The sequence below is a fragment of the Amycolatopsis sp. NPDC043885 genome, assembly GCF_056435685.1.
On the sequence record NZ_JBWKEA010000006.1, the window covers coordinates 1 to 13,754 of the forward strand.

Annotated in this window: 12 protein-coding genes and 1 pseudogene; 5 read left to right on the plus strand and 8 right to left on the minus strand. The window is 68.8% G+C overall.

What is annotated here, in order from left to right; genetic code table 11:
- Positions 1–335: 335 nt before the first annotated feature.
- Entirely contained in the window at positions 336–1,286 is a 951-nt protein-coding gene (locus tag AC069I_RS19470) for a DMT family transporter (protein WP_478232098.1), read from the minus strand.
- A 244-nt stretch (positions 1,287–1,530) separates the two neighbouring features.
- Between AC069I_RS19470 and AC069I_RS19475 the strand changes: the two genes are divergently transcribed.
- Complete coding sequence (locus AC069I_RS19475; protein WP_478266131.1) at positions 1,531–1,713, plus strand: hypothetical protein; 183 nt, start codon at positions 1,531–1,533, stop codon at positions 1,711–1,713.
- A 230-nt stretch (positions 1,714–1,943) separates the two neighbouring features.
- Here the strand turns inward: AC069I_RS19475 and AC069I_RS19480 are convergent, their stop codons facing one another.
- The gene (locus AC069I_RS19480; protein ID WP_478232097.1) at positions 1,944–2,738 is read right to left on the minus strand and encodes an SAM-dependent methyltransferase; all 795 of its coding nucleotides are present in this window, start codon (positions 2,736–2,738) and stop codon (positions 1,944–1,946) included.
- Between the two features lie 367 nt (positions 2,739–3,105).
- Between AC069I_RS19480 and AC069I_RS19485 the strand changes: the two genes are divergently transcribed.
- Together AC069I_RS19485 and AC069I_RS19490 are read left to right on the plus strand one after the other, a co-directional pair.
- Positions 3,106–3,885: an alpha/beta fold hydrolase gene (locus AC069I_RS19485; protein ID WP_478224612.1), complete on the plus strand. Its 780-nt coding sequence runs from the start codon at positions 3,106–3,108 to the stop codon at positions 3,883–3,885.
- A 29-nt stretch (positions 3,886–3,914) separates the two neighbouring features.
- Positions 3,915–4,109: pseudogene (locus tag AC069I_RS19490) on the plus strand (MerR family transcriptional regulator); the annotation flags it as partial.
- Between the two features lie 657 nt (positions 4,110–4,766).
- On the opposite strand, the gene AC069I_RS19495 reads toward AC069I_RS19490, so the two are convergent.
- Together AC069I_RS19495 and AC069I_RS19500 are read right to left on the minus strand one after the other, a co-directional pair.
- Positions 4,767–5,456: a LysE family translocator gene (locus AC069I_RS19495; protein WP_478266239.1), complete on the minus strand. Its 690-nt coding sequence runs from the start codon at positions 5,454–5,456 to the stop codon at positions 4,767–4,769.
- Positions 5,405–5,968, minus strand: a complete 564-nt coding sequence (locus AC069I_RS19500; RefSeq protein ID WP_478224613.1) for a MarR family winged helix-turn-helix transcriptional regulator — start codon at positions 5,966–5,968, stop codon at positions 5,405–5,407. Before AC069I_RS19500 ends, AC069I_RS19495 begins: the two co-directional genes overlap by 52 nt.
- A gap of 91 nt (positions 5,969–6,059) precedes the next feature.
- On the opposite strand from AC069I_RS19500, the gene AC069I_RS19505 reads away from it, so the two are divergent.
- Positions 6,060–6,788 carry an SDR family NAD(P)-dependent oxidoreductase gene (locus AC069I_RS19505; RefSeq protein ID WP_478224614.1) on the plus strand — a complete coding sequence of 243 codons (729 nt, stop codon included), beginning with the start codon at positions 6,060–6,062 and terminating at the stop codon, positions 6,786–6,788.
- An 836-nt stretch (positions 6,789–7,624) separates the two neighbouring features.
- Here AC069I_RS19505 and AC069I_RS19510 read toward each other — a convergent pair.
- Both AC069I_RS19510 and AC069I_RS19515 read right to left on the minus strand, forming a co-directional pair.
- Positions 7,625–9,004: an amino acid permease gene (locus tag AC069I_RS19510; protein WP_478224894.1), complete on the minus strand. Its 1,380-nt coding sequence runs from the start codon at positions 9,002–9,004 to the stop codon at positions 7,625–7,627.
- 194 nt (positions 9,005–9,198) lie between these two features.
- Positions 9,199–10,086, minus strand: coding sequence for a LysR substrate-binding domain-containing protein (locus tag AC069I_RS19515; protein ID WP_478266132.1), 888 nt, complete (start codon positions 10,084–10,086; stop codon positions 9,199–9,201).
- Between the two features lie 72 nt (positions 10,087–10,158).
- Between AC069I_RS19515 and AC069I_RS19520 the strand changes: the two genes are divergently transcribed.
- Positions 10,159–11,154, plus strand: a complete 996-nt coding sequence (locus AC069I_RS19520; RefSeq protein WP_478266133.1) for a YeiH family protein — start codon at positions 10,159–10,161, stop codon at positions 11,152–11,154.
- Here AC069I_RS19520 and AC069I_RS19525 read toward each other — a convergent pair.
- Together AC069I_RS19525 and AC069I_RS19530 are read right to left on the minus strand one after the other, a co-directional pair.
- A complete protein-coding gene (locus AC069I_RS19525; RefSeq protein WP_478266134.1) occupies positions 11,132–12,124 on the minus strand; it encodes a phosphotransacetylase in 993 nt (330 codons plus the stop codon). The genes AC069I_RS19520 and AC069I_RS19525 overlap by 23 nt on opposite strands.
- 67 nt (positions 12,125–12,191) lie before the next feature.
- A complete protein-coding gene (locus tag AC069I_RS19530; RefSeq protein WP_478224617.1) occupies positions 12,192–13,556 on the minus strand; it encodes an aspartate aminotransferase family protein in 1,365 nt (454 codons plus the stop codon).
- Positions 13,557–13,754: the final 198 nt, after the last annotated feature.

The window sequence follows — 13,754 nt, forward strand, 5'->3', positions numbered from 1 at the left end:
GAGAGAAGCAAAAAACGGGCCTGGTCCTGAGATGGGGGGGCTGAGTTCGCTTTTGGGTTCCAACCCAAAACCCCCCCCCACGACCCTCTTCAAACCTTCTTCCGTCGACCTTCATGACGGGAACTCGATCACGCCACCTTTGCCATACGGATCAAATAGAACGACAGCTCTTCATCACCAAAGGAAGTGATCGACAGCGTTTCGACCACCGGGGCGGATACCGGTCGACGTGACGAACTCGGGCCGCGGATCGGCGCCGGGGCCGCTGGTTTCGCCGACCGATTCGGCCGCTGAGTCCACTCTGGACGACCGGCGATTTTCCCAGTAGCGCCGGATCACTGCGGTGCCGGTTCCTTCGACTGACGTCCGAGGCTGCCGATCGCGGTCATGATCAGCACGATTCCCACGACACCGGCCACCGTCAGCCGCTCACCCAGCCAGACGACGGCGATCACGACAGCGGTGACCGGCTCGAGCAGGGTCGCCACCACCGCCGCGCCGCTGGGTGTGGTCCGCAGGCCGGTGAACAGCAGCGCGTAGGCGAGCGCCATCGTCACGGCCCCGAGGTAGCCGATCAGCGCCCACGACCCGAGGTCGCCGGTCCACGTCCCACCGCCGCTCGCCAACGGCACGATCAGTCCGGCGGGAACGAGCACCATCGCCGCGACGCAGGTCGTCGTCGTGGTCATGGTCAGCGTGTCGAGCCGTAGGGACAACGGCCCGGCCGCGTCGGCGGAGAGGGCGTAGGCGGCTCCGGACGCGAGTGCGGTGAGCACACCTAGCACCGGGTACGGCGCTTCGCCGTCGGGGCTGCCGGCGACACTGACCAGGAGAAGCCCGGCCAGTGCGACCGCGACCGTGAGGAACTGGCCGGCGGAAGGCCGGCGGCGACGCCGGACGCTGCCGGTGATCAGCAACAGCACCGGCGCGAACCCGAGACACACCACGGTGGTGATGCTCACGCCGGCCCACAGGACGGCCACAAAGAAGAGCAGCTGGAAGATCGCCGTCGAAACCCCGACCGCCGCCACCCGCCGCCAATGCCGCCGACCGAGCCGCACGCAGTCGCGCAACCGCCGCATCACGGCAGCGGCGATCACCAGGACGACCACCGCGACGAAGGCGCGGTACCCGCCGATGGCCAGTGGTGAGAGGCCCGAAGCGTCGTGGACGACCGGGATGACCGGACCGATCGTGCCCCAGAGCACGCCGGCCAGACACACCAGAACCAGTGCTCGCCCCCGGCCGGCGGGCGCCTGGACAGGCTGTGTTTCCGTGGTTGCCACACCGGCAGCATGACAAACGGACTCAAGCCCGGTCGCCACCCGGCGGTATCCACGACCGGGCCGGTCACGTCCGGCACCGCCCATCGTCGGACGAACACCGACAGGTCGACAGCGTTCTGTCGACCTGCGCGCGGCAATCCCCAGTTTGGTTTTTCACCGGAGAGGCCGATTCCCGCGTCCAACGGAATAGACGAGCGAATCACGCAAAGCTCCGAGAGAGGGGAAACTTTGTCCAAATCGCGGTATGCCGGGTCGGGTTTCGGCGAATCCCTACTACCGGGACACGACCTCAGGTCCGAAGTGCACGCATTACGACAAGAAGATCTCGAAGAAGAAAGACATCGTCATGATCTGTCAGTCCGGCCCGTTGTGGGACATCTGCGTCGACCGCGGCGTCACCCGGAGGCCGGGCGGAGTACGAGGCTGACGAAACCGAAAGCTTCCCGGTGGACGCGTAGCCATTCTCTCGATGGGTGGCTGCCGCGGCAAGCGCGTGAGGACTGTCCGGACGATCGAGCCGGTCCGCCACGCCGAGATTCTGCACGGTATGCGCAGGCTGTCGTCGTACCGACTCGTCCCCCGACGGTGACGCCACCGGATGACGCGCATGGGCAAGCCGGGAAATCCGTTCACGTCGCGAACAGGACGCCGAGGACCTCAGACCTTGCGTCCGACCCCGGCGTAGACGTCGTCCGGTTCGATGTCACGGAGGCCGGGTTCGGGATGCCACTGTGGCGCGCTCACCACACCGGGATCGATCAGCTCCAGTCCGTCGAAGAGCGCGGCGACCTCAGCGTAGGGGCGGAAGTACATGGGATCCCTGCTGTTCTTCATCGCCTCGGTGACCGCCGCCATTTCCCGGGGCGCGTGGTCGGCGGTCAGATGCGACAGCGCGACCAGGCTGCCTGCCGGCAGTGCCTCCCGGTAACGGGCGACGATCTCGGTGGGGTGCAGGCTGTCCGGGATGAAATGGAACACGGCCACCATGAGCAGCCCGATCGGCTGATCGGAATCCAGCAACGCCCGCACCGCGGGCGAATTCAGGACCGCCTGAGGCTCGCAGAGGTCTTCTTCGACAACGGCGGCGTTCGGGTTGCCGTCCAGGATGAGGCGGCTGTGGGCGACGGCGACCTTGTCGTAGTCGACGTAGACCACCTGACATTCGGGATCCATGTCCTGGGCGATTTCGTGCACGTTCCCGACCGCCGGGATCCCTGAGCCCAGGTCGAGGAACCGGGTGATGCCCTGTCCGACCATGTACTGCACGGCACGGCGAAGGAACGCCCGGTTGGACGCGGCGACCTGACGGCCAGAGGGCAGGACCGCCATGACCTTCTCCCCGACAGCGCGGTCGGCGTCGAAATTGTGGCTACCGCCGAGCAGCCAGTCGTAGACCCGTGCCGCACTGGGCACCCGGATGTCGACACCCTCCGGAACCCGTTCACCCGCCACGGACACCGCACCTCGCACTGTCTCGACTCTCGGTACACCGCTGTCGCCAGTACGGTACCGACTGCGATACCTCACCCGAAACCGTTTCGCACACCGGCCACTGAAGTACAGGAAGAACAAAGCCGGGCACGCGGACGGGCATATGGGGGCACGGCGGCAAGAAGAAGTTCAAGGACCGGTTCATCTCCACGACGAAGGACAACCGGGTCACGAAGAAGTGGCGTAAACCCGGTCAACGGACGGTCGCGATCGAAGGGGCTTCTCCTGGGCGGCGCGGTGCCGCCGTCGGCGATCATCCGGCTGTACCCGCGCTGAAGCCGCCGGCGGGTTGACCCTGACGCTGGGTCAACCCGTCAGCATGGCCGCCATGAGCACGAAAGACAGCTATTTCACGGTCCACCGGGACGGCGTCGCGATCGAGGTCTCCCGCGGCGGCCGGGGACGGCCGCTGGTCCTGTGTCCCGGGCTCCTCACGACTCAGGCCGACCTGCGCGAGCTGATCGAGCTGCTGCGCCGCGACCACGACGTGATGACCTTCGACCTCAGGGGTCATGGCCTCTCCTCGTCCGCGGACCGGTACACCTTCGAGGCGTTCCTCGGCGATTTCGGCGCCGTCATGGCGGAGTCGGAAGACCACGCGCCCCTGCTCGTGGGGCATTCGCTCGGCGCGGACCTGGCCGTGCACTACGCCGCCGGTCATCCGGACGCCGTGTCCGGGCTCGTCCTCATCGACGGCGCGAACCCGGTACCCGAACCGTTCCTCACCGAGGCCGACCTGCCGGGGTTCCGTGCGATGGCCGAGGGACTGCGGCACGAGTTCGAGCGGGTCGCGGGCACCGAGCGTCAGGTGCTGCTGACTCCTCAGGACTTCCTCGATCTGAACATCGAGATCGAAGCGGTGCGCTCCGGCATCCTCGACCGGTACCGGAAGATCGACCGCCCGATCCACCTGATCATGTCGGCTTCGATGGCCGGGAACAGCGACGACGATCAGGCGCGGCGGCGCAACGAGAATTGGCGGGCCGGAGTCGAACGGCTCGTCCGGGAACGGCCACACCTCACCACGTCGTGGCTCGACGCCGACCACCGGCTCGTCGTCACCCACGCCCGGGACATCGCCCGGTTGATCCGCGAGGCGACCTTCTGACCAGCACGCGGGGCGAGGACACTGGACAGATGCTGACCATCGGCGAGCTGGCGTCGTACGCGGGGGTGACGGTGCGCGCGGTGCGGCACTATCACGCCAAGGGCCTGCTGCCGGAGCCCGGGCGCGACCACTCCGGCTACCGGAGGTACGACGCCGGTGCCGTGGTCGAGCTGATCAGGATCAGGACTCTCGCCGAAGCAGGGGTCCCGCTGTCGCGGGTGCGGGAACTGCTCCACGCCGGGGAGAGGGAATTCGCCGCGGCGGTCACCGACATCGACAAGCGGCTGCGCGCCGAGATCCGGCAGCGGCAGCGGCATCGCGAGCGGATCGCCCGGCTCGCCTCCGGGGACGGTCTGGTGCTGCCCCCGGAGGTGGTCGAGATTCTCGACCGGCTGCGGGCGCACGGTGTCGACGAGCGGATCGTCCAGGTCGAGCGGGACGGCTGGATCCTGCTGGCCGCGCATTCACCCGAGCGAGTCCCGGAGTGGGCGGCGCGCAAGAGGGAGCAGATCACCGACCCACCGCTCATCGATTTCTATCTCACCCTGGGACAGGCTCTCGACCGGGCAGGCAACGATCCCGAACTGGTCGAGCTGGCCGACAAGCTGGCCGTCTACATCACGCGGATGGCCGACGAGCGGGACGAGGCCTATGTCGGCGACACCGAGGTCACCCCACCGTTCGCCGATCTGATGGACACACTGGCCTTCGACACCGCCCCGCCGGCCCGCCGCCTGATCGAGCTGCTGAGAACGCGAGGCTGGACCGGCTGGACGAAGCTGGAACGCGTGGCCCCGGCACCGGACACCGCCGTTCACCCTGGCCGCGGCACGAGAATCTCCTGTCACAGAGCCGGTTCATCCTGTCGCACGACCACACCGTCACACTCCCACCAAGGCGACGACGCCGAGTCCCAGCAAGATCACGCCCACGACCGAAGCCAACGATCTCTTGACCGGCGGCCGGTTCAGGAACGGGTGGAGACTTCCGGCCGCGAACGCGAACCCGAACAACCACAGGGCGCTCACCGTGACATAGATGGCGAAGAGCACGAGCTCGGCGCCGAGGGCCGACGCCGCCGAACCCGGGAGGAACTGCGGAAGAATCGACAGATAGAACAGGCCGATCTTCGGATTCAGGCAATTCATGAGCAGTCCGCGCAGGAAGAAACCCGTGTTCCCGCGACCTTCCCGGTTCGGCGCGGGAACAGGCGGCGACAGCGCGGAACGCAGAGCCATGACCCCGAGCCACATCAGGTAGGCCGCGCCGATCACCGTGACGACCCGGAAAGCCACACTGCCGTTGGCCGGCAACGCCGATAGCCCCACCACCGAAGCGATACCCCACAAGACGATGCCGAGCAGGACCCCGGCGGCGGTGCGCACCGCCGCCGGACGTCCGGCGGCGGCACTCGTCTGGAGCAGGAGCGCTTGGTCCGGCCCCGGAACGATGACGATGACCGCCGCCGCGGCCGTGAAAGCGAGCACAGTGAACAGTGTCAAGCGATCCCCCGGAGGGTTCAGAGGGCCGTACCGACATCGCCGACATGGGAAACACCGTGATCGTCGCACCGGCTCTGAACCTCGGCGAGCAGCACCCGCAACAGTGAGGCGAGTTGGGCCCGCTGCTCGTCGCTCAGCCCGGAAATCAGTTCGAGTTCCCGCTCGAGCACCCGGTCGACGGTCTGCTCCACCAGCGCGTGCCCGGCCGGAGTCAGTGTCACGTACACGCTGCGGCCGGGCGGTTCGGTGTGCCGCTCGACCAATCCGTCGCGTTCCGCGCGGGCCACCCGCTGCGAGATCGCTCCCGCCGTGACCAGGGTCGACCTCGCCAGTTCCCTGGTCGTCAACGAGTATGGCGGCGAGCTGCGCCGGAGCACGCTGAGCAGGTCCAACGTGGCCGAATCGACGCCGGAGTCGAAGAGGACGCGGCGGCGGTCCTCGCCGAACACCTTGGCCAGCTGCCACACCCGGGTCACGATGCCGATGGACTCGGTCGACGTTCCGGGCCGTTCGCGCTGCCACGCCGCCTCGATCTCGTCCGCCGCGTCCGGCGTCGGATCCTGTTCGGCCGCTGCACTCATCCAGACCTCCACCACGGTTGTCGCCACACGCCGCCCAGCCTATCATTTAGGTCTAAACGTGACAGGGATCGGCCAACACGAAGGAAGTCAGATGACTCGGACAATCCTGGTCACCGGTGGGGGCACCGGCATCGGCAAGGCCGTGGCGGCGAAATTCGCGGCATCGGACGCCGTCGTGCACATCACCGGACGGCGCGAGGACGTACTGGTCGCGGCGGCGGCCGAACTGGGCGGCTCGTCGGTCCGGCCACTCGTCTGCGACAGCACCGATCCCGAGCAGGTCGTCGCCTCGCTGGCCGAGCTGGACGGACCGATCGACGTGCTGGTCAACAACGCCGGCGGCAACACCGACTTCGATCTCCCCGAGCGGGATGGGCTCGCCGGAGTCCTCGCGCGGTGGCGCGCCAATCTGGACGCAAACCTGATCAGCGCGGTGCTGACCACCACCGCCGTGGAGAGCAGGCTGTCCGAAGGCGGATCGGTGATCCACATCGGGTCCATCGCCGCCGACCAGGGTGCCGGATCGTACGGCGCGGCCAAGGCCGGGCTGGCGTCGTGGAACGTCGACCTGGCCCGCCGGCTCGGCGCCCGCGGGATCACCACGAACGTGGTCGCGCCTGGCTACATCCGGGAAACCGAGTTCTTCCGGGACAAGCTCCCCGCCGAGCGGGCCGAGCAACTGGTCGACGCGACCTGCACCGGCCGTGCCGGGATTCCCGTCGACATCGCCGAAACGGTGTACTTCCTCGCTTCCGCGGGCGCTCGGCACATCACCGGACAGACTCTCGGAGTCAACGGCGGCGCCCACCCGAGCAGGTGAGGACCAGAACGGCGGCCCCCTCGTGGTCATCGGTTTGGACCCCTTGCACGCGGGTAGCCCCTTGCCAGGCCGGCAGACTCCCTGACGGCGGTGGTGTGCACGCGTCCCACCGCGTCACAGGGCGGCCGGCTTTCCCTTGGTGAGGGCGGAAAGTCCCGGGGGCAAGCCGGCCGTTCAGTGCGGCTCCGTCATCCTCACCGTCCTCGCGTCGTTCCACGACCTCCGTTCCCACGAGGCGAGGACGAAGCTGCCGTCACCGGCGTCCTCTCGTAAGGTTACTGTTCCGGGGCGCCGGCCCCGGAGTGGCCCAGGCGGAGAAGAAGCACGGCAGTGGATGGGCGGCGTCGAAGACCATTGTGGCGGGCCATCGCCTCCGCCGCCGAGGTGGCGGGTCGTCGTGACAGCTGGGCGCAGACGGTCTGTCTCGCCTGTGTGGAGACCTTGGGCCAGGTGGACGCGGCGATCCTGGCGTTGCGGGGTGGTTCACACGCCGAGGAGGTCTTGGGCGCCAGCGGACAGGGGGCCGCCGACCTCGCGGAAGCGCAGTACACCGTCGGCGAGGGACCCGGCGTGGAAGCGTTCACGAGCGGATCGCCGGTGCTGGTTCCGGATCTGAATATCGAGCAGGTGCGCTGGCCGGGTTTCGCGCAGGCGGGAGATCGACGGCGTGCTGGCGGTACGGGTCGAAAACGGCTACGTCACCGGCGCCTACCACGTCCGCAATCCCGAGAAACTTTCAAGCGTGACAAGGGAGATCACCGTGAGCCGGTGAACGGGGAAACGGCCCGCCCGCAGGAGAACCCGCGGGCGGGCCGGGCTTCACGGTGCCCGCCGGGTCACTCCCGGACGGCGGCCGGGGCCGCGTCCCTCGTGGGTTCGGGATCGATGGGCCCGGAGGGCACCTTGGCCACCGGCCTCCCCCGCCGCCGCCGGATCTCGAATCCGACGAGGATCAACGCGAGTGTCACCGCGCTGAGCCAGAACTGCGAGCGCGTCGACGGCAGCAGCGCCATCGCCAGGATCACCGCGGCCATCAGCGCGATGGTGGCGTAGCTCAGCCACGGGAACAACCACATCTTGAGCGTGAGCTTGTCCGGATCCTCCCGTTCCAGCCTGCGGCGAAGCCGCACCTGCGCGAGCGCGATCGAGAGGTACACGAACAGCGCGACGGCACCGTAGGAGTTGACCAGGAACTGGAAGATCAGATCCGGCGAGGTGTAGGCGGCGATGACGGACACGTACCCGATCGCGGTCCCGGCCAGGATCGCGCGCCGCGGCACACCGCTGCGGGAAAGCGCGGTGAAGGCCTTCGGCGCGTCGCCGTTGCTGGTGAGCGCGAACAGCATCCGCGACGAGGTGTACAGCGCCGAGTTCAGGCAGGAGAGCACCGCGGTCAGGACGATCGCGTTCATGATCGTGGCCACGGCCGGGATACCGAGCACCTCCAGCACGGCCGCGTACGGACTCACCGCGGTCGCCGGGTCGTCCCAGGACTTGATCGCGACGACGAGGAACACCGAACCCACGTAGAACAGCACGACCCGGAAGATGATCGACCGCATGGCCTTCGCGATCGCCTTCTTCGGTTCCGCGGACTCGGCGGCGGCGATGGTGACGATCTCCGCGCCGGTGTAGAAACCGATGCACGGGACCACCGCCGCGAGTACCGCGCCGATCCCGAGTGGCGCGAATCCGCCGTGAGAGACCAGATTCGTCAGTCCACCTTGGGCACCCGGCCAGAAGCCGAACAGGTACAGGGCACCGACGACCAGGAAGACGACGATCGCGACGACCTTGATCGAGGAGAACCAGTACTCGAACTCGCCGTAGGACCGGGCCGAGACCATGTTGGTGCCGGTGAGGATCAGGAGCAGGCCGAGACTGAGCACCCACAGTGGCACGTCCGGTACCCACAGCTGCAGGATCCGGCCGCCCGCGACGGCTTCGACCGCCACGACGATGACGAAGAAGTACCAGTACATCCAGCCGACGGCGAAACCCGCGCGGTTGCCGAGCGCTTCCCTCGCGTAGACGTAGAACGAGCCGAGCGCGGGTTTGGCGATCGTCATCTCCGCGAGCATCCGCATGATGAGCACGGTGATCAGGCCGGCGATGAGGAACGAGACCACCGCGGCCGGACCGGCCGACTGGATGACCACGCCACTGCCGACGAACAGCCCGGCCCCGATGACGCCGCCGAGGGCGATCAAGTTCATATGTCGCTGCTTGAGCCCTGGTTTCAGGCCGCTGCTCTGTGCCGGGTCGGACGCTGAAGTCACGTCTCCTCCTTCCCGCACGCACCGCCGGGGCGGTGGCGCTGGGAGCTCCATTGTGGTTCCGGTCACCGTAGGAACAAGTCGGGCCCTGAGCGAGTGCCAGTTACGATGTGGGAAAGGGGTCCAGATACCACTCAGGACGGCTTGTGCGTCGCCAAGGCCAGCAGTTCCGCCGCCGGGCCGTCGAGGCGCCGTCCGGCGGGCCAGACCGCGCGCAGGACGCGACCGAAGTGGACATCTTCCACCGCGACGACCACGAGATCGTGTCCGGCGACGTCCAGTGCGCTGATCACCGCGGGGCCCGCTCCCGCGAGTACGGCGTTGCGGACGGCGGACGCGGAACCCAGCTCCAGCAACGGTTTCACCGGCCCCACGCCGGCCTCGCGCAAGGCGGTGTCGACGGTCTCCCTGGTTCCGGAGCCGTGTTCCCGCACCACGAGCGGCGTACTCGCCAGCTCCGCCGGGGTCAGCCGACGACGTTCGCGCGCCCAGGGATGGGTGCCGGAGACGACCACCACGAGATGGTCACCAGCGACTTTCCGCGACGCGAGACCGGGCAGCGCCCCGGGCGACTCGACGAAGCCGAGGTCGACCTTGCCCTCGCGGGCCAGTACGGCCACCTGCTCCGAATTCGTGACCTCGAGGCCGAGGTAGAGGCGGGGGTTCGCGCGGTTGAGCTCGCCGATCCAGCCCGGGACCAGGTGTTCGGCCAAGGTCATGCTCGCCGCGACGCGGAGCTCTGCCTCGTGCCGGGTCCGCAGGGCCTCGGCGCCGTCGAGCAGCCCGTCGAGCTCGGTGAGCACGCGGCGCGCCCAGCCGGCGATCACGCGACCGTCCGGGGTGAGCGCGGAACCGCGGCGGGTCCGGTCCATCAGCACCAGACCGAGTCGTCGTTCCACAAAGGACAGCCGCTTGCTCGCCGACGCCTGCGCGAGTCCGAGGACGGCGGCGGCCTGCCCGATGCTGCCCAGTTCGCCGACGAGGACGAGCAGGCGCAACGAATCCAGCTCCGGTGCTGTCATAGCCAAACTGCATGATCTACCCGCCGTATTCCCGGCTACCGGCACCGTGCTTTCCGGACGACGCTCGTCAGCATGAGCACCACGTATGCGCGGCGGACGAAGCCGCATCTGATCGGTCTCGCCGTCACCGCGCTCGGTGTGGCCGTCGCGTATCTGCTGAGCACCGCCGTTCCCGTGCTCAGCGCCCTCACGCTCGCGGTCGTGCTCGGGGTGCTCGCCGGCTCGCTGCCGGTGCTCTCGGACGGCACCAGGCAAGCCATCGCGAAGGTGACGAAGAAGCTCCTGCGCGCCGGTGTCGTCCTTCTCGGTTTGCAACTCGCGCTCCCTTCGGTGCTTTCCCTCGGTCCTGGCACCCTGCTCGCGGTCGTGCTGACGGTCGGCCTCACGTTCGTCGGCACGCTCGGGCTGGGCAGGCTGATCGGCGTTCCGCGCGGTCTCGCGATGCTGGTCGCGACCGGGTTCTCCATCTGTGGCGCGTCGGCGATCGCTGCGATGGAAGGCGTCGTCGAGCGTGAAGACTCCGACGTCGCGACCGCGGTCGCGCTGGTCACCTTCTACGGCGGCCTGGCGATCGCGGCGGTCCCCCTCCTCGGCGGCTGGCTGGGCATGGACGCGCTGCGGCTCGGCGGCTGGGCCGGGTTGAGCGTGCACGAGGTCGCGCAGGTCGTCGCGGCCGCCACCCCGGCGGGGACCGCCGCCGTCGCGGTCGCCGTGGTGGTGAAGCTGAGCCGGGTCGTCCTGCTGGCGCCGATGGTCGCCGCGGTCAGCGTGCACGAACGCCGTCGCCGCCCGTCCGCCGGCGGGAAGCGCACGCCGCTGGTCCCGCTGTTCGTCCTCGGTTTCCTGGCGATGGTGGTGGTGCGCAGCACCGGGATCCTGCCGGGCGTCGCACTCGACGTCGCCAAGGTGGTCTGCACGCTGCTGCTGGCGGGAGCGCTCTTCGGGCTCGGCTGCGCGGTCCGGATCGGCACCCTGGTCCGCACCGGTGGCCGGGCGCTGCTGCTCGGCCTGCTCTCCACGTTGCTCGTCGGCACCATCGCCTACGTCACCCTTGCCGTGCTCGGCTAGCTTGGACGGCGCTCAGGAGCGCGAGCGTCTCGATGTCGGAGGCCGAGCAGCCGCGGGAGAGATCGTTGAGCGGCGCGGCGAGGCCTTGAAGGATCGGGCCGAGCGCGACGGCGCCGCCGAGCCGTTCGGCGATCTTGTAGCCGATGTTGCCCGCGTCCAGATTGGGGAAGACGAGGACGTTCGCGCGGCCGGCTACCGCGGATCCGGGAGCCTTGGCCGCCGCGATCGACGCCACCAGCGCGGCGTCGAACTGCAATTCTCCGTCCACGGGAAGGCCGGGTTCCCGCTGCCGCACCAACGAAGTCGCCTCACGGACGACGTCGACGCGCTGATGGGCGGCACTCCCCTGCGTGCTGAACGACAGCATCGCGACCACGGGGTCTTCGCCCGTCAGGCCGCGATGGGTCGCCGCCGCGGCGAGCGCGATGTCCGCCAGCTGCGCCGCCCCCGGCTCGGGCACGACAGCGCAGTCCGAAAAGGTCAGCCGCCGCCCGTCCGGGAGCAGCAGCAGGAAGCAACTGCTCAAAGTGGACACTCCCGGCGCCAGGCCCACGACCCGCAACCCCGCGCGCAGGACGTCGGCGGTCGGCCGGGTCGCCCCGGCGACACAGGCGTCCACAGTGCCTGCCCGCAAGGCGGCGGCCGCCACGAAAACCGGATCGCGCCGGGCGGCGTCGAGGTTCTCCGGACGACGCGCGAATCCCTCAGTCAGGGCGGCCTCGATCCGGTCGTCGGCAAGAGCGTCCGCGACGTCCACGATCAGCTCGTCCGTGGCCCCCGCCGTGCGAAGGCGCGCCCCATCACCGAAGAGCAGTGGCCGCACGATGCCCTCGTCCCGCAACGTCAGTGCGGCGCGGACGGCGCGCTCGTCGTCACCGTCAGGCAAGGCGACGCGGAGATCCCGGCCGCGCAACGCCTCCCGCCATGCGTCGAGCGTGGCGTCCGGCGTGACCTCGGTGGTCAGGCTCATCGAAGTACCTCCACGGACGAAGCGGGGGCCGCCGCGAAACGGCGACCCCCACCGGGTGAACAGAGGATCAGGGCTGGACGGCCTTCTCGACATCGTTGAGCATCGCGTCGACGCCGTGGAGAAGCTCGGTGAGCACCTCGCGATCGGCGACGAGCGGCGGCGAGATCATCAGCATCGTCGCGCCGCGATCGTCACCGCGGAGGATGACGCCCGTGCGCCGGAACGCCTCCGGGAGCACCTCGCGAAGCACCTTCAACGACTCCGCCTCGGTCAGCTCCCGGCCGCTGTCGCGGTCGGCCATCAGCTCGATGGCGTAGAAGAACCCGGTACCGCGGACGTCCTTGACGCAGCGGTGCGCGGACTTGAGCGAGTTCAGCGCGGCGAACAGCTCCGGCCCCTCGGTGAGCACGTTGTCGAGCACCCGCTCGTCCCGCATCGCGGTGAGGTTCGCGACGGCGACGGCGGTGGCGACCGGATGCCCGCCCCACGTGGCGCCGTGGGTGAAGACGCCACCCTTCGGGGAGTCGTACAGCTCGGTGACCAGCTTCTCGCGCACGATCACCCCGCCGAGCGGCGCGTAGCCCGACGTCGATCCCTTGGCGAAGGTGATCAGGTCCGGCACGACCCCGGTGACACCGTGCCCGAACCAGTGCCCCAGCCTGCCGAACGAGCAGATGACCTCGTCGGACACAAGCAGGACGCCGTATTTGTCGCACAGGGCGCGCAAAGCGGGCCAGTACCCCTTCGGCGGCACCAGCGCCCCGCGGCCGTTCTGCACCGGCTCGGCGAACAGCGCCGCGATCGTCTCCGGCCCTTCCTCCAGAATGACCCGCTCGATCGCCGTGACACAGTCCAATTCGGACGCCGGACCGCAGTCTCCCAGCAGTCCCAAAGTGTTCGGCACGTGCCGGACGCCCGGCATGAGCGGGCCGAAGGGCTCCTTGATCTTCGCCAGCCCGGTCACCGAGAGGGCGCCGATGGTCGTGCCGTGGTACGCCATGTCCCGGCTGATGATCTTCGTTCGCTCGGGCTCCCCCTGGCTGCGGTGATACTGCCGGGCGAACTTCAGCGCGGTTTCGACCGCCTCGGAGCCCGAGTTGACGAAGAACGTCGTCCCGAGGTCGCCGGGCGCGAGCTCGGCCAGCAGCGTGGCCGCCTCGATCGCCGGGGTGTGCGCCGAACCCCAGTTGCTCGCGTAGGCCAGGGTGCCGACCTGGTCGGCGGCCGCCTTGGCGATGTCCGCCCGCCCGTGGCCCATGTTGACGCAGAAGAGCCCGGCGAGCCCGTCGAGATGACGGCGTCCTTCGGTGTCGATCAGGTAGCTTCCCTCGCCGCGTACGAACACCGGGAAATCCGAGGCCCAGGTGTCCTTGCGGGTGAAGTGCGGGCCGAGATGCCGTCGAGCCTGCGCTCGCAGCTGGGTGACGTCCACCGGAGACCTCCTTCGAGACACGAGTCTGTGCTTCGACTTTCGCAACCCGGCTGGCACCGGCCCAGCACCAGAGCGGCGACGATCGATGGGTCCAGTTGCCCAGCCATGGGTGGCCGGTCCGTGAAGGCCTCCTTCCCTACTCTCAAGGTAGGGAAGGAGGCCTTCACGGCGTGGTCGCAAGCAGAAGGGGAGGACTGG